Source organism: Sorangium sp. So ce117 (assembly GCF_051524395.1).
In the GTDB taxonomy this organism is placed as follows: Bacteria; Myxococcota_A; Polyangia; order Polyangiales; family Polyangiaceae; genus Sorangium; species Sorangium cellulosum_B.
In genome coordinates, this window is sequence record NZ_CP150309.1 from 411,189 (window position 1) to 428,814 (window position 17,626).

A 17,626-nucleotide genomic window follows, 5' to 3' on the forward strand; every position below is an offset into this window, starting at 1 on the left:
TCGAGCCGGGTGTGACACTTTGACCCAGCGCGCACGCCCGGCGCGCCGCGCGGAAAATCCCGGCGCCAAGGGCGCCGAGCGCCGCCATGGCCTCCTCCGCTGTGGCGATTTGCCTTCTCGCGGGATACCCCACGTCCGCCGGCCGGGGCGCTCGGGTGACCCGGAGCTCCGGCGCCGAGCTCGCTTTGCGCGGCATAAGTGCTCTCCGGGGCCGCGGCCCAACGGGTGAGTCGCGTCAGAACAGCGATTGGTACGCCCCCTGCTTGAGTGTTCGATGTCCCCTGCATCGCATGCGGACAGTACACCACGAAGGAGGACAACCCATGTTGCGCAAGGTGCTTGCAGTGCTCTTGGTCTCCACGATTCCCCTGGCCGCCGGCTGTTTCGTCGACGCGGACGACGACAAAGGCGAGGACGACTGCATCACGGCGTGTTCGACGGATCGAGACGATTGCATCACGGCGTGCGACGACGACGGCGATTGCGTCTCGGCGTGCGAAGAAGAGCACGACTGCGACTCGCTCTGCATCTGAGCGCGCCGCGCCGTCGCTGGTTCAGTGATGTCGCCCGGCCAGGCGCCGCGAGAGCCTGGCCGCGAGCGACGGGCGCGTCCGGATCATGTGCCGCATCGGCCGGATCCCGGAGGGGAAGGCGGCCTCGGCGAGCGAGGGCATGAGCGCCTCGTCCACGTTCTTGAGGGCGACCACGCGCTCTTCCCTGCGCTCGATCCAGAGGAGCTCGCCGTCGCCGGCGCGCCCGAGCCGCGGCTCGTCGCCGGCGATCGGCGAGCCGTCGTAGAGCTGCCACAGCGCGGCCTCGACGCCCGCCGCGGCGCCGGCGTCGTCCCACGCCGACGCCCACGCCGTGCCGATCGCGTCCGTCTTCCGATCGCGCACGAACAGGGCGCGATCTCCGTCCCAGGCCGCGGCCAGAGCGCGCATGTCGCCGAGATCGGGCGCGCCCTCGAGCGGGCGCAGGAGCAGGTAGGTCAACCACTCACCGAGGGTGTCCCCGTCGAGCCGCTCGAGCCGGTCGTCGAGCGTGGACGGCATCTCGTCCAGGCCGACGCCGACCTCCGGGTCCTGCGCGTCGAGGGCGAGGATCTGCTGGGTGCTCGTGGGCGCCCTCGTCGTGAAGAGCGCGTCCTCGCTCGACCAGTCGAACGGCGGGAGCCTGTCGATGACGGGCGTCGCCGCGCTCGCGCCGGTCAGGTTGTGGGCGCAGTACTCGAGCCCGAAGCTGTAGGCGAACGATGGATACGCCATGAACAAGAGGGGGAGCTCGCTGCCGGCGAGGAGCTCCTCCCGGCGCGCATGCACCGAGGACAGGAGCGGGCCCCAGTCCACGAGGTGCAGATCGGCGTCGAGGTGCTCCTGCATGATGAAGCGCCCCTCCGCGAGCGTCGCGTCGCCCTCGGTGACCGCCCGCTGCGCGAGGAACGCGTCGCTCGTCAGCGCGTCGTCCTGGTCCGGCGCCAGGTCGAAATGCTGATCCTGGAGCCCGTGCACGTACTCGTGGATGAGAACAGAGTCGTCCACCTCGCCGATGAGCACGATGCCGTTGCTCCCGGGAGAGTACCACGCAGCGGCCCAGTCCTCCGAGCGAGCCAGCGTCTCCCGGAGGTCCGCGTCGACGGCGAAGTAGCCGAGCCGGCCGTAGGTCGCGGCCATCTCCGCGAGATCGTCCTCCTCGGCGGCGGCCGCGGCCGCCTCCTGGTCCGCCTCGAACTCGTCCCGCGTGATCGTGGCGACCGGCACGGCGTCGCGGAACGACAGCTCGCGCACCTGCTCGGCGCGCTTCGCGAGCCGGGCGAAGCGGCGCTCCTCCTCGGATGGCTCGTCGCTGCAGCCCGCGATCGTCGGGATGACGGACAGCCCCACGAGAAGCGCGATGCCATCGAAGAATCGGTTCATGGTGGGCGGGCGCCTAGCACCGCATGTGCCGGGCTCTTTGTCGCGGTGTTCCCGGCCGATCCAGGCGATCCAAAGGCGCCCTCGCCGGCGCGTGGCGCGCGCGGCGGGGCGGCGCAGCGCGCGCCGTTGTGCGCTTGCGCAAACGGTCGCGCGATCGCGCAATGGGCCGTCCGCTCGACGCGCCGCCGCCCCCGGGATGCAGGTGCGCAGCCCGCCGCTGCGGTCCGTCCCGGTGGGCGACGCATGGCCGGAAGGGGAGGGGGATCAGGCCGCCGAGAGGTAGTGGCGCGCGAGGAGGTCGTTCTGGAGCCAGAGCAGCTTGTTGAACGCGCGGAGGGTGCGCACCTCGGTTTCCCGGTCGAGGCCCAGCGACAGGATGGTCTGGAGCAGGGCGTCCGACACGAAGCCCATGAGCGCGTTCATCTGCACGAGCGGGACGACGACCTCGGGATTGCCGGCCTTCGCGGTGTGGATCTTCCCCACCATGTCGAGGTAGGCGACCATCTTCGGATCGTACGGATGGGTCACGAGCCGGACGAGGTAGGCTGAGAGGTGCTGCTTGCGGAACTTGATCTGCTCGTGGTCCATCGTGAGCGACGCGAGGTCGACCGGGGGCGCCCCCTCGTAGCCGTGCTGCTTCGGCACGAAGTGGCGCTTCGTGGCGTCGTAGAGGAACAGCTTCTCGTACACCGCGTTGACGAGCGCCTCGACCCGCGGGGCGAGGTGCGGCGCGGCGCCGTGGATCGCCGCGATGTCCGCCTCGCCGAAGCCGACAAACTCGATGAGATAACCGAACCGATACTCGAGATCTGACTCCAGACGGCTCTCGTCGACGTGTTTCATCACCACGGTTCTCCTCCGCGTCTTCGCCGGCGGCGTGCCGCGAGACAACGCAGGGTGAAGACACCGGACCAGCTGTCGCCTGTCAAGCCTTGATGTGACAGGGCGCGGCGGCACCGCGCGACAGGGGCGCGCGCCGTCTGCTCGATCACGTCGATCCACGTCGAGCCACGAGAGATGTCTGCCGCCGTGTCCGCTCGGGAGCGCCCGGCGAGGGTCCGACGGCGCGCCGCTCGCTGGTCGCTGCGCCGGTGTAGGGGCGGCTCCGATCTGGAGAGCAGGTGGCCACCGATGGCCGGGCTGTGTCGCCGCCCTTATGGCCAGGGTTCGGTGGGAGCGCGTTCGGCCTCTCACGACATCGCAGCGTCAGGAGGAGGTTATGCAGAACACTGGACCGACAGCGGATCCGAAAGGCGCGGGCCCGAAGCCGCCTTTCGAGGGCAGGACACAGGAGCGTCCCGGAATCGAAGCCAAGATGGAGCCGAGGCCCGATTACGGCGAGTCGTCGTACAAGGGGCTCGGCCGGCTGAAGGACCGCATCGCGCTGATCACCGGAGGGGACAGCGGGATCGGCCGCGCCGTCGCGCTCGCGTTTGCCCGCGAGGGGGCCCACGTGGCGATCTCCTACCTGAGCGAGCACGAGGACGCGAAGGAGACGGCGCGGGTCATCAAGGAGGCGGGGCGCGAGGCGCTCACGCTACCCGGCGACCTGGCCGACGAGGCCCATTGCCGGAAGGTGGTCGAGGAGGTGGCGCGTAAATTCGGGCGCATCGATGTCCTTGTGAACAACGCGGCGGAGCAGGGCAAGGCCGTCGAGCGGTTCGAGGACATCGACGCTGCGCGTCTCGAGCGCACCTTCCGCGTCAACATCCTGGCCATGTTCCACATGATCCGGTACGCGCTGCCGCACATGAAGGAAGGCGGCTCGATCATCAACGTCGCCTCGATCCAGGCGTACCAGCCGAGCCCGGCGATCCTCGATTACGCGTCCACCAAGGGGGCGATCGTCACCTTCAGCAAGGGCCTGGCGCAGGACCTCATCGAGCGTGGCATCCGCGTCAACGTCGTCGCGCCCGGCCCCGTGTGGACGCCGCTCATCCAGCAATCGTTCGACAAGGAGAAGGTGGCCACCTTCGGCAAGAATCATCCAATGGAGCGCCCGGCGCAGCCGGTCGAGCTCGCCCCGGCGTTCGTGTTCCTTGCCTCGAACGAGGCAATCTACGTCAACGGCGAGGTCCTCGGTGTCACCGGCGGCAAACCCCTCTCCTGAGGGGCTCACCCGCTTCGGATACGGGCCCACCTCGACGTTTTCGGTGCTCAGCGTACAAGAGTACGCTTCCGCGCCGAAAACGCCGATCTGGGCCCGTCTCCTGTGCGGGTGAGCCCCGCTCCAGGGTGGAGGGCGCGTCAGGGATCGGTGAGCTGCTTCAGGTCGACGCTGACGCCGAGGTGGTGGAGCGCGTCCTCGGGGCGGGTGAAAATGCCCATCGGTTTTTCATAGCCCTTCGAAAGCCGGCCGACCTGGAGCACCCCGGTCGCGCTCTTCAGGAGGACCGCGGTCTTCTTGAAACCTTGCGTCAGCCGCGTGTGACAGTGCGCGAACGCATTCTCGAATCCGGCGTCGTTGCGCAGCGGTGCGTCGCGGGCGTCGACCAGCAGGAGCGTGCGCCGCCTGGCGATCGCCTCGAGCGACCGATCGATGCGATCGAAGCTCAGCTCGATCGCCGCGATGCTCGGATAGTTCAGCGAATATCGCTTGATGAGCACGAGCTGCTGAGCGGGGTCGTGATGGACGACCGCGTACGGGTCCCGCTCAATCTCGCGCAATCCGAGGAAGGCCACGACGGAATGCTATGTCTGTTCGCCCAGGGCGTCGACCCCCGCGACGCCGCGCGGCATGACGGCCCGCGGCGGCTCACCGGTCACTCGCAATCCGCGCCGCACCGCGCCTCTTCGCATGCGAAGACGGCCCCGGCAGCCTGCACGCCGTCCGCGTGCATCGCCGAGCATACCTCCAGGCAGCCATCTCCGTCCGCACGGCACGCATCCACGCACGCGAGCATTGCCCTGCACGACGGCTCGGCGACGCACGCGTTCATCTCGGCTGCGCACCCTGTCAACCGGCAAGACGCGCAAGGGGGCAGCGCGTCTCGCGATGGGCATTGCGCGCTGCACCGCGCGGACGCGCAGCCGCCCTCGAGGAAGATGCCCGAGATGCCGGCCCGGTGCGCCGTCAGGCACGCCTGCTCGCAAGCCACGTCCTCCGCCGCGCAGCCGAGGAGGCAGTTGCCCAGCGCGGCGCACTCCGCGCTCCGCTGGCACGCGCAATAGCTCTCCTGGCAGCGCAGGGCGAGGCAGGTCGTGCACGGATCGCCGAGCGACGCGCAGTCGTAGACCGCCTCTCCCCCCGCGCCGCCGCCGGCCGTCGTGGAGCTCGCCCCCACGCCCGTGCCTGCGCCGCCGGAGCCGCCTGCGCCGCCGGCGCCGCCCGTGCCCCCGCCGGAGCCGCCCGTGCCGGCGCTGCCAGCGCCGGAGCCGCCCGTGCCGGCGCTGCCAGCGCCGCCCGTCCCGGGGCTGCCGTCCGTCGAGCTGCAGGCCGCCGCCAGGAGCGCCGCTGCGGCGCACGTCTTCCAGGAAGAGAAGGCCATGGTCGACGCTACCGCGAAGGCCGCCGGCGGCTCAAGGTGAGGTGAGGAGGGAGCGCGCACCGATGCTACGGTGCCCGGCCGAGGAGCCTCGCCATGATCGCTATCGTCAATCCAGAGCTGGATCGCTACGTTCACGACCACTCCGAGCCGCCGCCCGCGCTCCTCGATGAGCTGCGCGAGTTCACCCTGGCCCACGAGCCGAGGGCGGTCATGCAGGTCGGGCGGGTCGAAGGCTCCCTGCTCAGGATGCTGGTCGCGCTCATGCAGGCGCGCCGGGTGCTCGAGATCGGGACGTTCACGGGCTACTCGGCGCTCAGCATGGCCGAGGCGCTCCCGCCGGACGGCGAGCTCATCACGTGCGATCGCGACCCCGAGGTGGCCCGCATCGCCCGATCGTTCTTCGACCGCAGCGAGCACGGCGGGAAGATCCGGATCGCGCTCGGCGACGCGCTCGCCACCCTCCGCGCCATGCCGGCGAGCCCCGCCTTCGATCTCGTGTTCATCGACGCCGACAAGGAGCGGTATCCGGCCTACTACGAGGAGGCCCTCCCGCGCCTCCGCCGCGGCGGGCTGATCGTCGCAGACAACACCCTGTGGAGCGGCGAGGTCCTCGCCCCCGAGAGCGTGGACGGCCGCGCCATCGCCGCCTTCAACGATCTCGTCTTCCGCGATCCCCGGGTCGAGAAGGTCATGCTCACCGTGCGCGACGGGGTGACGCTCGCGCGCAAGCGCTGAAGGCCGGGCGCGCCGCGCGCGCCGGCAGCGCGTCCGAAATCCTGGCCGGATCCCGGGCGCGCGGCGCTAGAGTCGGGCCAGCATGCTGCTCGCCATCGACGTCGGGAACACCAACATCAGCTTCGGGGTGCTGGAGGGCGAGGTGCTCCAGCACCACCTCCGCTGCGAGAGCGCGCGCTCCCGCACCTCGGACGAGTACGCCGTGCTCGTCCGGCAGATGCTCGACCTCCGCCGCGTCGACCTCGCCCGCATCGACAGCGCGATCGTCGCGAGCGTCGTGCCGACGCTGACCGACACGATGGTGGGGCTCGTCGAGCGGGCGTTCGGGATCGAGCCGCTCGTCGTGGGGCCCGGCATCAAGACCGGCATGGCCATCCTCTACGAGAACCCGCGCGAGGTCGGCGCCGACCGGATCGTCAACGCGGTCGCGGCGCACGAGTGGGTGCGGCGGCAGCCCGAGCCCGCGCCCCGCGCCGCGCCGGCGCGAGCGCACGCGGCCGAGCACGACCGGGGGGATCACGCCGCCGCCGGCGTCATCGTCGTCGACTTCGGCACGGCGACGACGTTCGACTGCGTGACCCCGAAGGGAGAGTACCTGGGCGGCGTCATCGCGCCGGGCATCGAGATCAGCGCCGAGGCGCTCTTCTCCCGCGCCGCGCGGCTGTCCCGCGTCGAGATCGCGCTCCCGCCCCGGGTCGTCGGCCGCAACCCCGTCCACTCGATGCAGTCGGGCATCGTGTACGGCTACGCGGGGCTCGTCGACGGGCTCGTGGGCCGCCTCCGGCGAGAGCTCGGCTACCCGTGCCGCGTCATCGCAACCGGCGGCCTGGCGCGGCTCATCGCGCCGCAGACCGAGACCATCGAGGGGGTCGACGACGACCTGACGCTCACCGGGCTGCGCCTTATCTACGAGCGGAACGCCGAGCGCAACAGCGGGCCCGCCACCCTGCCGCCCGCGGCGCGCGGAGGCGGCCAGGATTGACGTCGCCCGTGTCCGGCCGCGCCCCGCGCCGAGCGAGCGCGCCTTCCCTCCCGGCGCCGCCGGCGTCCGGCCGGGGCCCCCGCCGCGCGCTCGTCCTCGCCGCCGCGCCCGCGGCGCTCGTGCTCTCGCTCGTCCTCGCCGTCCTCCTCGGCGCCGAGCCCGTCTCGATCGCGCGCGCCGTCGCTGAGCCCGGCCTCGACCGGACCCTCCTCATCGACGTGCGCCTGCCGCGCGTGCTCCTCGCGGCCGTCTCCGGCGCCGGCCTCGCGGCCGTGGGCGCCGCGTTCCAGGCGCTGCTCAGGAACCCGCTGGCCGAGCCGTACGTGCTGGGCGTCTCCGGCGGCTCCGCGCTCGGCGCCGCGGTCGCGATCGCGCTCGGCGTCGGCGCGACGACCGTCCTCGGCGCCACGCTCCTGCCCGCGGCGGCGCTCGCCGGCGGCCTCGTCGCGACGCTGCTCGTCTACGCCATCGCGCGCGGCGCGGCGGAGGGCACCTCCGGCGCCTCGATGCTCCTCGCCGGCGTCATCGTGAACTCCATCGCGGCGGGCCTCATCTCCTTCCTCAAGACGCTCGTCTCTCCCTCGCGCGCCCAGCAGCTGCTCCGGTGGCTCATCGGCTTCGTCGAGCTGCCCACGACCCCGGCCCTCCTCGGCGTCGCCGTCTACGTCGCCGCCGGCTGCGCCGTGCTCCTCGCCGACGCCGCGCGGCTGAACCTCCTCTCGCTCGGCGACGAGTCGGCCGGGACCCTGGGCGTCGACGTCCGCGCCGTCGAGCGCCGGGTCTTCCTCGCGTCCTCGTGCGTCGTCGGCGCGATCGTCAGCCGCACGGGCCTCATCGGCTTCGTCGGGCTCATCGTCCCGCACGCGGTCCGCCGGCTCTGCGGCGCGGATCACCGGCGGCTCCTGCCGCTGTCGCTCGTGGCCGGCGCGGTCCTGCTCGTCACGTGCGACCTCGTCGCGCGGCTCCTGTTTCGGTGGCTCGGCACGGAGCCGCCCGTGGGCGCGGTGACCGCGGTGCTCGGCGGGCCGATGTTCCTCGTGCTGCTGCGGCGCTCGCCGCGCCTGTGAGGGCGCGGGCGCGTCAGGTCATGCCGAGGAGCTTGTTCATGCTGGCCTCGTCCGCCGGCGTGAACGGGTAGCGATCGAACTCGGCGCTCGTGACCCACCGGAACGCGTTCACGGCCAGCGAGGCGAGCTCGCCGCTCTTGATGTGGCACTCGTAGAGGTACAGATCGACGACGTAGCGCTCGTAGGGGTGGCTCACGAACGAGATCAGCTGGCCCACCTCGATCTCGACGCCGAGCCGGTGGCGGACCTCGCGCTTCAGCGCGGCCGCGTCCGTCTCGGTCTCCTCCACGCGCCCCCCGGGGAACTCCCAGAGCATCGGGAGCACGGCGGTCGGCCGGCGCTGGGTGATCAGGTACCGGCCGTCCTGTTCAATCACGGCGGCGACCACGCGGATGGTGCGGACCATTTCCATGGCGAGTGCCTCAGGGCTGCTGAGCGTACGATGGGGCGTCGGGTTGTGCGAGCGGGACGGTCGCCGCCCTCGGGCGCCGCTGGCGCGCGCTCAGACGTTGATGCGGAACAGTTGCTGACCCATGAGCAGGATGTCGCCGCCCGTGATCTCGGTCTCGCCGAGGACGCGGAGGAAGGTGCCGTTCGAGCTGCCGAGGTCCGTGAGGAACAGCCGGCCGCCCTGGAGCGAGATCTGGCAGTGGAGCCCGGAGACGTAGCCGTCCTCGGGGAAGAGGATATCGCCGCGCTCGCGCCCGAGGTGCAGGCCGGTGTCGGGGACCGGGAACGCGTTGCCGGTCGCGTCCCTGCCGATGATGAGGGCGAGCCGCGCGACGTAGCCCTTCGAGGGGCTGCCGAGCCGCTCGACGCCGTCGGGGGTCGTGGGCGCCGGGGAGAGCGGCTCTACGCGGACGATCTCCTGGCCGATGCGGAAGACGTCGCCGTTGTCGAGCTGCACCGGCGTGTCCCTGCGCAGCCTGCGGTAGACGCCGTTCAGCGAGCCCTCGTCCTTGACGAAGAGCCGCCCGCCCTTGATCGAGAACGTCGCGTGGCGCGGCGAGAGGTAGCTGTCGCCGCCGAAGATCGTGCCCGAGTCGCGCCCGATCAGCGTGGGGTTCGTGGGCAGCGTGTACGAGCCGGCCTCGGTGCCGTCGGCCCGGAGCGCCGTCAGCACGACGTTCGCGGCGCCCGACGTGGAGACGACCGGCGTGGAGGGCTGCGCGGCCTGGCCCGCCGGCTTGACGAGCTTGAACCCGCACAGCGCGCAGAACTTGTTCGACGGCGGGTTGGGCTCCTGGCACTGGGGGCAGACGACCGTCCCTGCGCCGGCCGCCGCCGCCGACGTCGCGGGCGCGGCTGCGGCCGCCGCGGGCTTCTTGCTCGCGCCGGTGTCCTCCCCGCGGGCCGGGGCGATGAACGCCGCGGGATCGACGAGCGCGGGCGGCGGGGTCGCGACCGCGGGGCCCTTCTGGGCGCCGGTGCCGATGGCGGTCGGCTCATCGCCGTAGTCTTTCGCCCGCGTCGCCGCCGGCACGCCGTGGGGCGGGGTGCCGGCCGCGAACTTCTTGGGCGAAACGTCGCGAGGCAGCTCGGCGCCGCAGCCGAGACAGAACTTGTAATGGTCCTGATTTTCTTTGGAGCACTTCGGGCAGGTGATCACCACGCCTCCTCACAACGAGCGACCGGACTGGGTGCCAGGGCGAACGGCGGCGGGAGCATATTCGCCGCGGCGGCCCTCTGTCGACTGTCTGTCGCTCCTCCGCCTCGTGCGGGGCGTCGCGCGCCGCCGTCCGCCCGCTCGCTGGGGCGATCCCGCCCGGCAAAACGCGTTTTTCCGGGCGCGGGCGGCCGCGGCTCGCCGGGCGTGGGCGGCCCAGCTTGCCGGGCTCGTCTGGCGCCGGCGGCGTGGGTCATTTGGAGAGGAGCGCGAGCGCATCGCGCACGAGGTCGCCGAGCGGGGCGCTGTCGACGCGCGCGCCGAGGGCGGTGACGGCGCGCTCGGCCTCGGCCGGGCGGTAGCCCATGCGGGTGAGCGCGCTGTGCAGGAGGTCCTGCTTGGCGCCGGTGGCCGCGGGCGGGGGAGCCGCGGGGGAGAGCGGGGCCGCGGGGAGGTGGACGAGCTTGTCCTTCAGCTCGAGGACGAGCCGCTCGGCGGTCTTCTTGCCGACGCCGGGGATGGCGGTGAGGCGCGCGGTCTCCCGGCGGGTGATCACCGCGGCGAGCTCCCCCGCGCCGAGCGCGCTGAGGATGGCCATCGCGATCTTCGGGCCGATGCTGGAGATGCCGATGAGCACGCGGAAGGCCGCCCGGTCCTCGCGCGTCGCGAAGCCGTACAGGAGGAGCGCGTCCTCGCGCACGTGGGTGTGCACGAACAGGGTGATCGCGTCCGATGCGGCCTGCGCGTTCGCGGCGATGCCGCGCGCGCGCCCCAGCGCCCCGAGCGGGACGGTCACCTCGTAGCCGACCCCGCTGACGTCGAGGACGACCGTGCCCTCGTCGCCTTCTTCCACGACGTGGCCGGAGAGCCGGCCGATCAATTGACCTTGGCCCCTTGCTGGATCCACCTGCGGATGGCGTCGCGCTCCGCCGAGGGCAGGAGGTCGCCGCCAAAGGGCATCGGGTCCCCGCAGCCGTCGGGGGCGCACTCGAGGTCCCCGCAGCTCAGGGTGTCGTCGAGCTTGTGCATGAGGAAGCTGTTCGCGGGGTCGCCGGCCGTGATCCGCGCCATCCCGGAGGGCGCCCTCGACGCGGCGCCGACGTTCTGGGCCACGATCGCGTCGATCTGCGCCTGCGTGGCCTGCTCGATCAGCGGCGGGCCGAGGTACGCGAACCCGGCCGAGCCGGCCTCGGCGCCGTGGCACGTCGAGCTGAACGCGCACGACCGCTGGAAGATGGGGAGGACCTCGCCCGCGAAGCTCACCTCGGGCGTGGTGCCGTCGAACTTGCTGTAGTCGAAGCACTCCGTCGCCGCGGGCCCGGGGCCGTCGTCACCGCAGCCGGCGCCGGCGCACGCCGTCGCGACAAGGAAAATCAGGAAGAATTTCCGCACGTTCACCCCTCGCACCCAGATCTCGGGCTGGGACCCTAGCAGAACTGCGCGCGCTCCGTAACGCGTGACGTCGCGCCGCCCACCTCGGGTCGCGTGCGGTTGTTCCGTCGCGCGCGCGGCGCGTCGCCCCGTCGGGGCGCGCGGCGTCCCGTCGCGGGGCGCGGAGATCGCCGCGCGTTTGGCCGGCCGGCGCGGCGGCGGGTAGGCTGGGCGTCCCATGAGGATTGGCCTGGGCATCGGCTCGATGGCGCTCGCGCTCGCCGCGCTCAACGTCGGCTGCGGCGGAGGGCGCGACGCGGTCGAACGACAGCTCTCCGAGCTGCGCGCGGAGCTCGTCAGGGTGCGCGCGGAGAACGCGGTGCTCGCGGATCGTGTGGGCTCGCTGGAGCGCTCGCGGGGCGGCGCCCGCAGCGCGGCGCGCCCTGACGAGGCCGGGGCGCGCGCCGTGCCCCCGGAGGAGCCGGACAGGCCCGACCTCGAGGTGGTGCGGCTCGCGCCGGAGGACGACGGCGCGAGGCCGCCGGTGCTCCGCTCGACCGCGAACGGCGCCGTGATCGAAGAGCCCCCGGGCGGGTCGCCGCCGCCGAGCCAGCCCCCCTCCACCCTGTCGAGGCGCAAGCGATGAAGTTCCCCGCGAAGGCAACGCTGGTCCTGGTCTCCCTGGCGATCGTCGCCGCGCCGCCGCTGGCGCGCGCTCAGGACCAGCAGGGCGGCGAGGAGGGCGCCGGCCAGGCGCCGGGCGTCACCGTGGTCCAGCTCCCGAGGGGCGAGCCGACCGTCGAGACGCAGGTCGTGGTGCCGGGTTATCCGCAGCCGGGGTTCGATCCGAACGCCCACCTGCCCTCGAGCTCGCGGGGCACGACGGACACGTCCCGCCCGTCGGACGGCTTCGATCTGGGCCGCCGGAGCGAGGGCGCCGCCTCGGTGAAGGGCGGCGCGAGCGGCAGCTACGTCGTCGAGGGGCAGTTCGTGCCCGAGTCGCACTCGGTGCGGCGCGGCGACACGCTCTGGGACATCTCGGGCAGGTACTACACGAACCCCTATGCGTGGCCGCAGGTGTGGGCGCTGAACCCGCAGCTCCAGAACCCGCACTGGATCTACCCGGGCGACCGGATCCGGCTCCGCGACCCGAGCGAGGGCCCGACCCGCGGCGGCATCGGGTTCGGCGCGAACCAGCTGGGGCGAGGGGGGCGCGTGCCGGCGAAGACGATCTTCCTGCGCGAGCTCGGCTGGGTCGACGACGTGAAGAAGGACACGTGGGGGGAGCTCGTCGCGAGCCCCGACGACCAGATGCTCCTCAGCGAGGGCGACGACGTCTACCTCCGCCTCTCGGACGATCACGACGTCTCCATCGGCCAGGAGCTGACGATCTTCCGCGAGATCAAGAAGGTGAAGAGCGGGGACGTGAAGGGCGAGCTCGTGACGGTGCGCGGCACGGCGCGCGTGGATCGCTACAACCCGAAGACGCACATGGTGCGCGCGCGGCTCATCGAGTCGCTCGACGTTGTCGAGCGCACGGACAGGGTCGGCGCGGTGTTGCGGCGCCTCGACGTGGTGCCGCCGGTGGGCGCCGAGGCGGATCTCGAGGCGAAGATCATCGCGGCCGTCTACCCCTACCAGCTCGTCGGGCAGCACCAGGTTGTGTTCATCGACAAGGGCGAGAAGGACGGCGTGAAGCCGGGGCAGCGCTTCTTCGCGGTCCGGCGGGGCGACCGCTGGCTGCAGCAGATCAGCGGCGCGGGCAAGCTGGCCACGGTCCGGCCGCGGGTGCAGGACGAGCGTCCGGCGCAGGTCGACGAGCCGAAGTTCGGCGTCGACGAGGAGCTGCTGCCGGACGAGACCTACGCCGAGCTGCGGGTCGTGCATGTGCGCGAGCGCACGGCTGCGGCGCTCGTGACCCACGCGATGTACGAGGTCGAGCGGGACGCGGTGCTGGTCTCGCGCAAGGGCCTCTGAGGATCGACCGCCTGCGGCGTTTCACGGCCGGGGTGTGCGGGGCGGAGCCCACGGGCCCGCGTCCGATTGCGTTAGCGGGCCAACGTGCGGGAAGGCAGCGGCCCCAGCCGTCGGCGCGCCGCCGCGCGCGACCTGGGCGGCGGAGGCGGCGGCGGAGGGAGGCGGGGGAGGGAGGCGGAGAAGAGACCAAGCGCTGCCGCCGCGCTGACCGCGCAATGTCTCCACGAGGGGGGCGCAGGCGCGGTATGATGTTCCGCCTGGCATGCGTCGCCTTCCCGAAGTCCAGTCCGAGCTGAGGGGAGTGGACGGCGATCCTCCCACGCAGCGCTCGTTCGACAGCGTGACGGATCGCTGCACCCCGCGGAGCGGATCGCTGGCCGAGGTGCTCGGCGAGGGGGTGGTGCGGGGGCCCCGTTCGAGCGCGGCGCCTCCGAGCCTCAACAGCACCCCGCCGGAGGCGCGCGGCCACGCGCTGCGGGAGCGCGGCAACCTGCTCCTCCGGCGGAACGACTACGCGGGCGCCGCGCGCGACTACGACGAGGCGCTCGCGATGTTCCGGGCGACGGGTGACGCGCTCGGGCAGGCCCAGGTGCTCATGGATCGGGGCGCGCTGCGCCTGCGGGAGGGCGTCCCCGTGCAGGCGGTGCGCGACTACGACGAGGCGCTCGCGCTGTTCCAGGCCGCGGGCGATCGCGCGGCGGAGGGCGACGCGCTGCGGGCGCGGGGCTTCGCGCGCGCCGAGGAGGGCGATCTCGGCGGCGCTGTGTGCGACTACGATCTGGCGATCCACCTCTTCCTGCAGCTCGGCGATCGCGAGCCGCTCAAGCCCCGGGCCTTCTCGCGCGGGGCGGCCGGCGACGCCGACGTCCCGGGCCCCTCGGAGCCGCCTCGCGCCCGCCCTCACGGCGCCGCGCACGGGCGGGCGCTCAAGGCGCGCGGCGATCTGCGGGTCCGGCTCCGCAACCTGGCGGGAGCGGCGCGCGACTACAGCACGGCGCTCGCGCTCTTCCAGGACACGGGGGATCGGAGCGGGCAGGCCAGCGTGCTGAAGGCGCGGGGCGACATGCGGTTCGGCCAGGACAACGTGACGGGCGCCGCGCGCGACTACGACTGGGCGCTCACGCTCTACCAGGCGACCGACGACCACCTCGGGCAGGCCGGCGTGCTCAAGGCGCGGGGCGATCTCCGGGTGCGGCAGGGGGATCTGGCGGGCGCCGAGAAGGACTACGACCAGGGGCTCGAGCTGTTCACGGCGACGCGCGACGTCCTGGGCCAGGCCGCGGTGCTGAAGGCGCGGGGCGATCTGCGCTCCGTGCAGGAGGACCTCGTGGACGCGGTGCGCGACTACGACCGGGCGCTCGCCCTGTTCCGCACGGGCTTCGAGCGCCGCGGGCAGGCCGCGACGCTCAAGGTGCGGGGCGATCTCCGCCGCAAGCAGTTCGAGCTGGTGGCCGAGCTCGTGGGCGTCGCGGCGGCCGACGCGTCGGATCTGGAGGAGGCGCTCGCGGACTACGAGCAGGCGCTCGCCCTGTTCGAGGTGCTCGAGGACGGCGCAGGTCAGGCCGGCGTGCTGCGGGCGCGGGGCGATCTGGCGCGCATCCAGGGGGATCTCGCCGGTGCGCTGTCGCTCTACCTCGGCGCGAAGCGGCTCCTGGACGTGTCGGGCAACGCCGCGGAGCTCTCGGCGACCCTCGCCGAGATCGCCCGGACGCACGCGCTCGCCGGCCGCGCGGCCGAGGCGCGCGCCGCGGCGGAGCAGGCGCTCGCGCGGGCCGATCGCACGACGAGCGCCGAGTGCCGCGAGCTGGCGGAGGCGGTCCTCGCCGGCCGCGTCGTGGCCCGGGACGAGGCTTTCGCGAAGCGCGACTCCAGGGCGCCGAACGGCCTGAAGCGGTTCGACTGAGAGAGGCCCTGAGCCGCGCCGGAGCGCGGAGGGCGCCCGGGCGAGCCTCCGCGCCCCTGGGCCTCCGCGGGCGGCGCGGCGCCGCACCGGGGACCCGCGCGCCGCTCCCGGCGAGCGAGGACAGCCTTTGATGACGCTGATGGCGAGTTGACCCGATCGACGGACAATCATCCTGACTCCGCTCGATGCTGCCGAGTGCGGGGATGACCCGATAAGGGGGTCTCCTCCCCGAGAGCTCCGGAGTGCGCCGTCTACGTGTACGGCACAAATCCAGGCGCACCACGGCCCGGGAGGTAATGCCCGCTTCCGTACATGTCGGCATGGCATCGCGCCGCGGTGTGATGATCCGCCGTCACGACAGACGGGCAACACCACGGCATCCTGAGCACGTTGCAGCGCTGTTTCCTGGTTGGCCGCCGCGCGCGCTTCGGGATAGAAAAGAATGTCTTAAGGAGTCATCTACATGAAGAGAGGCTTGAAAGCAGTGCTCGCCCTGTCCGCCGCGCTCGCTCTGCTAGGCATCGGTGCGCCCGCGGACGCGACGACGGCCGTCCTTCTCTCGCGGGAGGAGCTCGTGCGCCAGTCGGCGACGATCGCGCGCGTGATCGTCGGCCGATCGTACACGACGGAATCCGACGACGGAAAATCGATCGTGACCCGCACCGAGCTCACGATCACCCAGCCGCTCAAGGGTGGCGCGGCGGACAAGGGGGGCTCGAAGATGATTGTGCTGGAGCAGATGGGCGGGACCTACAACGGCAAGACACAGCGGCTGCTCGGCGACGCCAAGCTCTCGCCCGGCGAGGACGCCCTGGTCTTCCTGCGCTCGGGCGACAAGGGGCGGTGGCACCTCACGGCGCTGGCGCTGTCGGCGTATCACGTGGACAAGAGGGGCATGGCGCGGCGCATCCTCGATGGGCTGCACCTCGTCCGGCGGACCGGAGCCGCGCTGGTGCCCGTCGAGACGCCCGTCGAGGCGGTCGAGCCCATCGAGAGCCTCATGACGGACGTCGTGCGCATCGCGGGAGGGAAGTGAGGTGAGGCGCCGCGTCGCCCTCGCCGCCCTGCTCGGCGCCGTCTCGTCCCTCGCCGTGGCCCGTGAGGCCGCCGCGTGGACGCCGCTCGATGACGTGGTCCCCCGCTGGGGCAAGCTGCCCGTCACCTACTACATCAACCGCTCCACGATCCCGGGCGAGATCTCCGCCTTCGCCGTCGACCGTGTCGAGACCGGGTTCGAGACGTGGTCGAACGCGGGGTGTACGGCGTGGCAGGTCGACTTCCTCGGCGACACCACCGACCGTTACAACTACAACGACGGCAAGAACGTGTTTCAGTGGGTCAGCTCCTCCTGGCCGAACATGCTCGGCGACGTCAACTCGGTCATCGGCGTCACGATGCCGGTCTGGCAGTTCGACGGCGCGATCGTGGACGCCGACATGGTCTTCAACGACGTCGGGTTTTGCTGGAACGACACCGGCAACAACGGCTGTGTCGACACGCAGTCGATCGCCACGCACGAAGAGGGGCATTTCCTGGGCCTCGGCCACTCCGGCGAGCGGACCGCGACGATGACCCCTTACTATGTCGTGGGCTCGTCGATGCGCACCATCGAGCAGGACGACATCGACGGCGTGTGCGCGCTGTATCCCATCGGCGGGACCACGGCCGCGAGCGCCACGAGCGCTGCCACCGGCGGCGGCAGCAGCTGCGATAGCTGCTCGAACGATTCGCTCGCGGACACCTGCAGGGCGCCCTATGACGCGTGCGGTGGGTCGAACGCGTGCAAGGGATTCATCGGCTGTGTCAACGAGTGCCAGGACGACGCGTGCGTCGAGCGATGCATGGATGACCATGCCGAGGGCGCCGGCATGTATATCCGCATCCTCGAGTGCATCTGCGGGGAATGCTCGACCGAGTGCTCGACCGAGTGCGCTGGCTTCGATGGCGGCGGCAGCGGCGCCGGCGGCGCCGGCGGCAGCGGAGGCGATGGCGGAGCGGACGGCAGCAGCGTGTCGACCTCCTCCTCATCGGCCGGCGGCGGATCGACCGTGGGCGCGACCGTGAGCTCGTCGGTCGCCTCGAGCAGCGGGGTGGGCGGCGCGGGCGGCGCCGATCCGGACGACACGCCGAAGAGCGGCGATGAGGAGTCTGGCGGCGATGCCGGGTGCTCCTGCTCGACGACCGGCCGATCGGCCGATCTCGGCGGCGTCATGCTCCTCGGCGTGCTCGGCGCGCTGGCGTCGCGACGGCGCCGGCGCTGAGCGTTCGATCGCGGGGCTTCAGGGGGAGCGCCGGCCCCCGCGGGGGCGCGGATCGACTCTGGGCCTGCCGCGATCTTCCGGACCAGAGAGCACCTGAGAGGACACCTGGTGGAGGCCCGCGCCGTCGGCGTGGGGGCTCTGACCTCCACCGCGCCGCGCGGGCGCCCGCCGGCGCGGCGCGGTGGAGCGCGAAAACCCCGAGATAGGCCGTCTTCCCCGCGGATCCTGGGCGCGCCGAGGGCGGGCCGAAGCACCCCGACAACCTGGCCCGCCGGTTGCTCTATCCGGATGCGACGCCGCGAGACAGCGACGAGGGACGCCGA

The 17,626-nt window shown here is 72.3% G+C and carries 18 protein-coding genes; 10 read left to right on the forward strand and 8 right to left on the reverse strand.

Annotation, left to right across the window (positions count from 1 at the left end; all coding sequences use genetic code 11):
• Positions 1 to 323: 323 nt before the first annotated feature.
• The gene (locus WMF46_RS01625) at positions 324 to 533 is read left to right on the forward strand and encodes a hypothetical protein (protein ID WP_437983979.1); all 210 of its coding nucleotides are present in this window, start codon (positions 324 to 326) and stop codon (positions 531 to 533) included.
• 21 nt (positions 534 to 554) lie between these two features.
• On the opposite strand, the gene WMF46_RS01630 is transcribed toward WMF46_RS01625, so the two are convergent.
• Together WMF46_RS01630 and WMF46_RS01635 are read right to left on the reverse strand one after the other, a co-directional pair.
• Positions 555 to 1,913: a hypothetical protein gene (locus tag WMF46_RS01630; protein ID WP_437983980.1), complete on the reverse strand. Its 1,359-nt coding sequence runs from the start codon at positions 1,911 to 1,913 to the stop codon at positions 555 to 557.
• Positions 1,914 to 2,177: 264 nt separating this feature from the next.
• Positions 2,178 to 2,756: a protoglobin family protein gene (locus tag WMF46_RS01635; protein ID WP_437983981.1), complete on the reverse strand. Its 579-nt coding sequence runs from the start codon at positions 2,754 to 2,756 to the stop codon at positions 2,178 to 2,180.
• A gap of 376 nt (positions 2,757 to 3,132) precedes the next feature.
• Between WMF46_RS01635 and WMF46_RS01640 the strand changes: the two genes are divergently transcribed.
• Complete coding sequence (locus WMF46_RS01640; protein ID WP_437983982.1) at positions 3,133 to 4,023, forward strand: SDR family oxidoreductase; 891 nt, start codon at positions 3,133 to 3,135, stop codon at positions 4,021 to 4,023.
• 137 nt (positions 4,024 to 4,160) lie between these two features.
• Here the strand turns inward: WMF46_RS01640 and WMF46_RS01645 are convergent, their stop codons facing one another.
• Both WMF46_RS01645 and WMF46_RS01650 read right to left on the reverse strand, forming a co-directional pair.
• A complete protein-coding gene (locus WMF46_RS01645) occupies positions 4,161 to 4,595 on the reverse strand; it encodes a hypothetical protein (RefSeq protein ID WP_437983983.1) in 435 nt (144 codons plus the stop codon).
• Between the two features lie 80 nt (positions 4,596 to 4,675).
• Complete coding sequence (locus tag WMF46_RS01650; RefSeq protein WP_437983984.1) at positions 4,676 to 5,401, reverse strand: hypothetical protein; 726 nt, start codon at positions 5,399 to 5,401, stop codon at positions 4,676 to 4,678.
• 93 nt (positions 5,402 to 5,494) lie between these two features.
• On the opposite strand from WMF46_RS01650, the gene WMF46_RS01655 reads away from it, so the two are divergent.
• The 3 genes from WMF46_RS01655 to WMF46_RS01665 all read left to right on the forward strand — a co-directional run bounded on the left by WMF46_RS01655 (position 5,495) and on the right by WMF46_RS01665 (position 8,185).
• Positions 5,495 to 6,136 carry an O-methyltransferase gene (locus WMF46_RS01655; protein ID WP_437983985.1) on the forward strand — a complete coding sequence of 214 codons (642 nt, stop codon included), beginning with the start codon at positions 5,495 to 5,497 and terminating at the stop codon, positions 6,134 to 6,136.
• Positions 6,137 to 6,218: 82 nt separating this feature from the next.
• Positions 6,219 to 7,118, forward strand: coding sequence for a type III pantothenate kinase (locus WMF46_RS01660; RefSeq protein ID WP_437983986.1), 900 nt, complete (start codon positions 6,219 to 6,221; stop codon positions 7,116 to 7,118).
• Positions 7,115 to 8,185 (forward strand): FecCD family ABC transporter permease, encoded by a 1,071-nt coding sequence (locus tag WMF46_RS01665; RefSeq protein WP_437983987.1) that lies wholly within the window; start codon positions 7,115 to 7,117, stop codon positions 8,183 to 8,185. Before WMF46_RS01660 ends, WMF46_RS01665 begins: the two co-directional genes overlap by 4 nt.
• A gap of 13 nt (positions 8,186 to 8,198) precedes the next feature.
• On the opposite strand, the gene WMF46_RS01670 is transcribed toward WMF46_RS01665, so the two are convergent.
• The 4 genes from WMF46_RS01670 to WMF46_RS01685 form a co-directional block, all read right to left on the reverse strand.
• Positions 8,199 to 8,597, reverse strand: a complete 399-nt coding sequence (locus WMF46_RS01670) for a (deoxy)nucleoside triphosphate pyrophosphohydrolase (RefSeq protein ID WP_272097380.1) — start codon at positions 8,595 to 8,597, stop codon at positions 8,199 to 8,201.
• Positions 8,598 to 8,687: 90 nt separating this feature from the next.
• On the reverse strand, positions 8,688 to 9,794 hold the full coding sequence (locus tag WMF46_RS01675) for an FHA domain-containing protein (protein ID WP_437983988.1): 1,107 nt from the start codon (positions 9,792 to 9,794) through the stop codon (positions 8,688 to 8,690).
• Between the two features lie 250 nt (positions 9,795 to 10,044).
• On the reverse strand, positions 10,045 to 10,671 hold the full coding sequence (ruvA, locus tag WMF46_RS01680) for a Holliday junction branch migration protein RuvA (protein WP_437983989.1): 627 nt from the start codon (positions 10,669 to 10,671) through the stop codon (positions 10,045 to 10,047).
• Positions 10,668 to 11,189 (reverse strand): hypothetical protein, encoded by a 522-nt coding sequence (locus tag WMF46_RS01685; RefSeq protein WP_437983990.1) that lies wholly within the window; start codon positions 11,187 to 11,189, stop codon positions 10,668 to 10,670. The genes ruvA and WMF46_RS01685 overlap by 4 nt, the downstream gene beginning before the upstream one ends.
• A gap of 211 nt (positions 11,190 to 11,400) precedes the next feature.
• Between WMF46_RS01685 and WMF46_RS01690 the strand changes: the two genes are divergently transcribed.
• From WMF46_RS01690 to WMF46_RS01710, 5 genes are all read left to right on the forward strand, one after another.
• Entirely contained in the window at positions 11,401 to 11,808 is a 408-nt protein-coding gene (locus WMF46_RS01690) for a hypothetical protein (protein WP_437983991.1), read from the forward strand.
• A complete protein-coding gene (locus WMF46_RS01695; protein ID WP_437983992.1) occupies positions 11,805 to 13,139 on the forward strand; it encodes a LysM peptidoglycan-binding domain-containing protein in 1,335 nt (444 codons plus the stop codon). The genes WMF46_RS01690 and WMF46_RS01695 overlap by 4 nt, the downstream gene beginning before the upstream one ends.
• Positions 13,140 to 13,401: 262 nt before the next feature.
• The gene (locus WMF46_RS01700; protein ID WP_437983993.1) at positions 13,402 to 15,042 is read left to right on the forward strand and encodes a tetratricopeptide repeat protein; all 1,641 of its coding nucleotides are present in this window, start codon (positions 13,402 to 13,404) and stop codon (positions 15,040 to 15,042) included.
• A gap of 463 nt (positions 15,043 to 15,505) precedes the next feature.
• On the forward strand, positions 15,506 to 16,078 hold the full coding sequence (locus tag WMF46_RS01705) for a hypothetical protein (RefSeq protein WP_437983994.1): 573 nt from the start codon (positions 15,506 to 15,508) through the stop codon (positions 16,076 to 16,078).
• Between the two features lies 1 nt (position 16,079).
• Positions 16,080 to 17,303: a matrixin family metalloprotease gene (locus WMF46_RS01710; protein WP_437983995.1), complete on the forward strand. Its 1,224-nt coding sequence runs from the start codon at positions 16,080 to 16,082 to the stop codon at positions 17,301 to 17,303.
• Positions 17,304 to 17,626 lie beyond the last annotated feature (323 nt).

What these genes read in the sequence shown, in the direction of transcription:
- WMF46_RS01635 (WP_437983981.1), bottom strand. Translation starts at nt 2,756, where the DNA reads ATGAAACACGTCGACGAGAGCCGTCTGGAGTCAGATCTCGAGTATCGG.
- WMF46_RS01670 (WP_272097380.1), bottom strand. Translation starts at nt 8,597, where the DNA reads ATGGAAATGGTCCGCACCATCCGCGTGGTCGCCGCCGTGATTGAACAG.
- WMF46_RS01655 (WP_437983985.1), top strand. Translation starts at nt 5,495, where the DNA reads ATGATCGCTATCGTCAATCCAGAGCTGGATCGCTACGTTCACGACCAC.
- WMF46_RS01625 (WP_437983979.1), top strand. Translation starts at nt 324, where the DNA reads ATGTTGCGCAAGGTGCTTGCAGTGCTCTTGGTCTCCACGATTCCCCTG.
- WMF46_RS01705 (WP_437983994.1), top strand. Translation starts at nt 15,506, where the DNA reads ATGAAGAGAGGCTTGAAAGCAGTGCTCGCCCTGTCCGCCGCGCTCGCT.
- WMF46_RS01700 (WP_437983993.1), top strand. Translation starts at nt 13,402, where the DNA reads ATGCGTCGCCTTCCCGAAGTCCAGTCCGAGCTGAGGGGAGTGGACGGC.
- WMF46_RS01660 (WP_437983986.1), top strand. Translation starts at nt 6,219, where the DNA reads ATGCTGCTCGCCATCGACGTCGGGAACACCAACATCAGCTTCGGGGTG.
- WMF46_RS01695 (WP_437983992.1), top strand. Translation starts at nt 11,805, where the DNA reads ATGAAGTTCCCCGCGAAGGCAACGCTGGTCCTGGTCTCCCTGGCGATC.
- WMF46_RS01650 (WP_437983984.1), bottom strand. Translation starts at nt 5,401, where the DNA reads ATGGCCTTCTCTTCCTGGAAGACGTGCGCCGCAGCGGCGCTCCTGGCG.
- WMF46_RS01630 (WP_437983980.1), bottom strand. Translation starts at nt 1,913, where the DNA reads ATGAACCGATTCTTCGATGGCATCGCGCTTCTCGTGGGGCTGTCCGTC.
- WMF46_RS01690 (WP_437983991.1), top strand. Translation starts at nt 11,401, where the DNA reads ATGAGGATTGGCCTGGGCATCGGCTCGATGGCGCTCGCGCTCGCCGCG.
- WMF46_RS01640 (WP_437983982.1), top strand. Translation starts at nt 3,133, where the DNA reads ATGCAGAACACTGGACCGACAGCGGATCCGAAAGGCGCGGGCCCGAAG.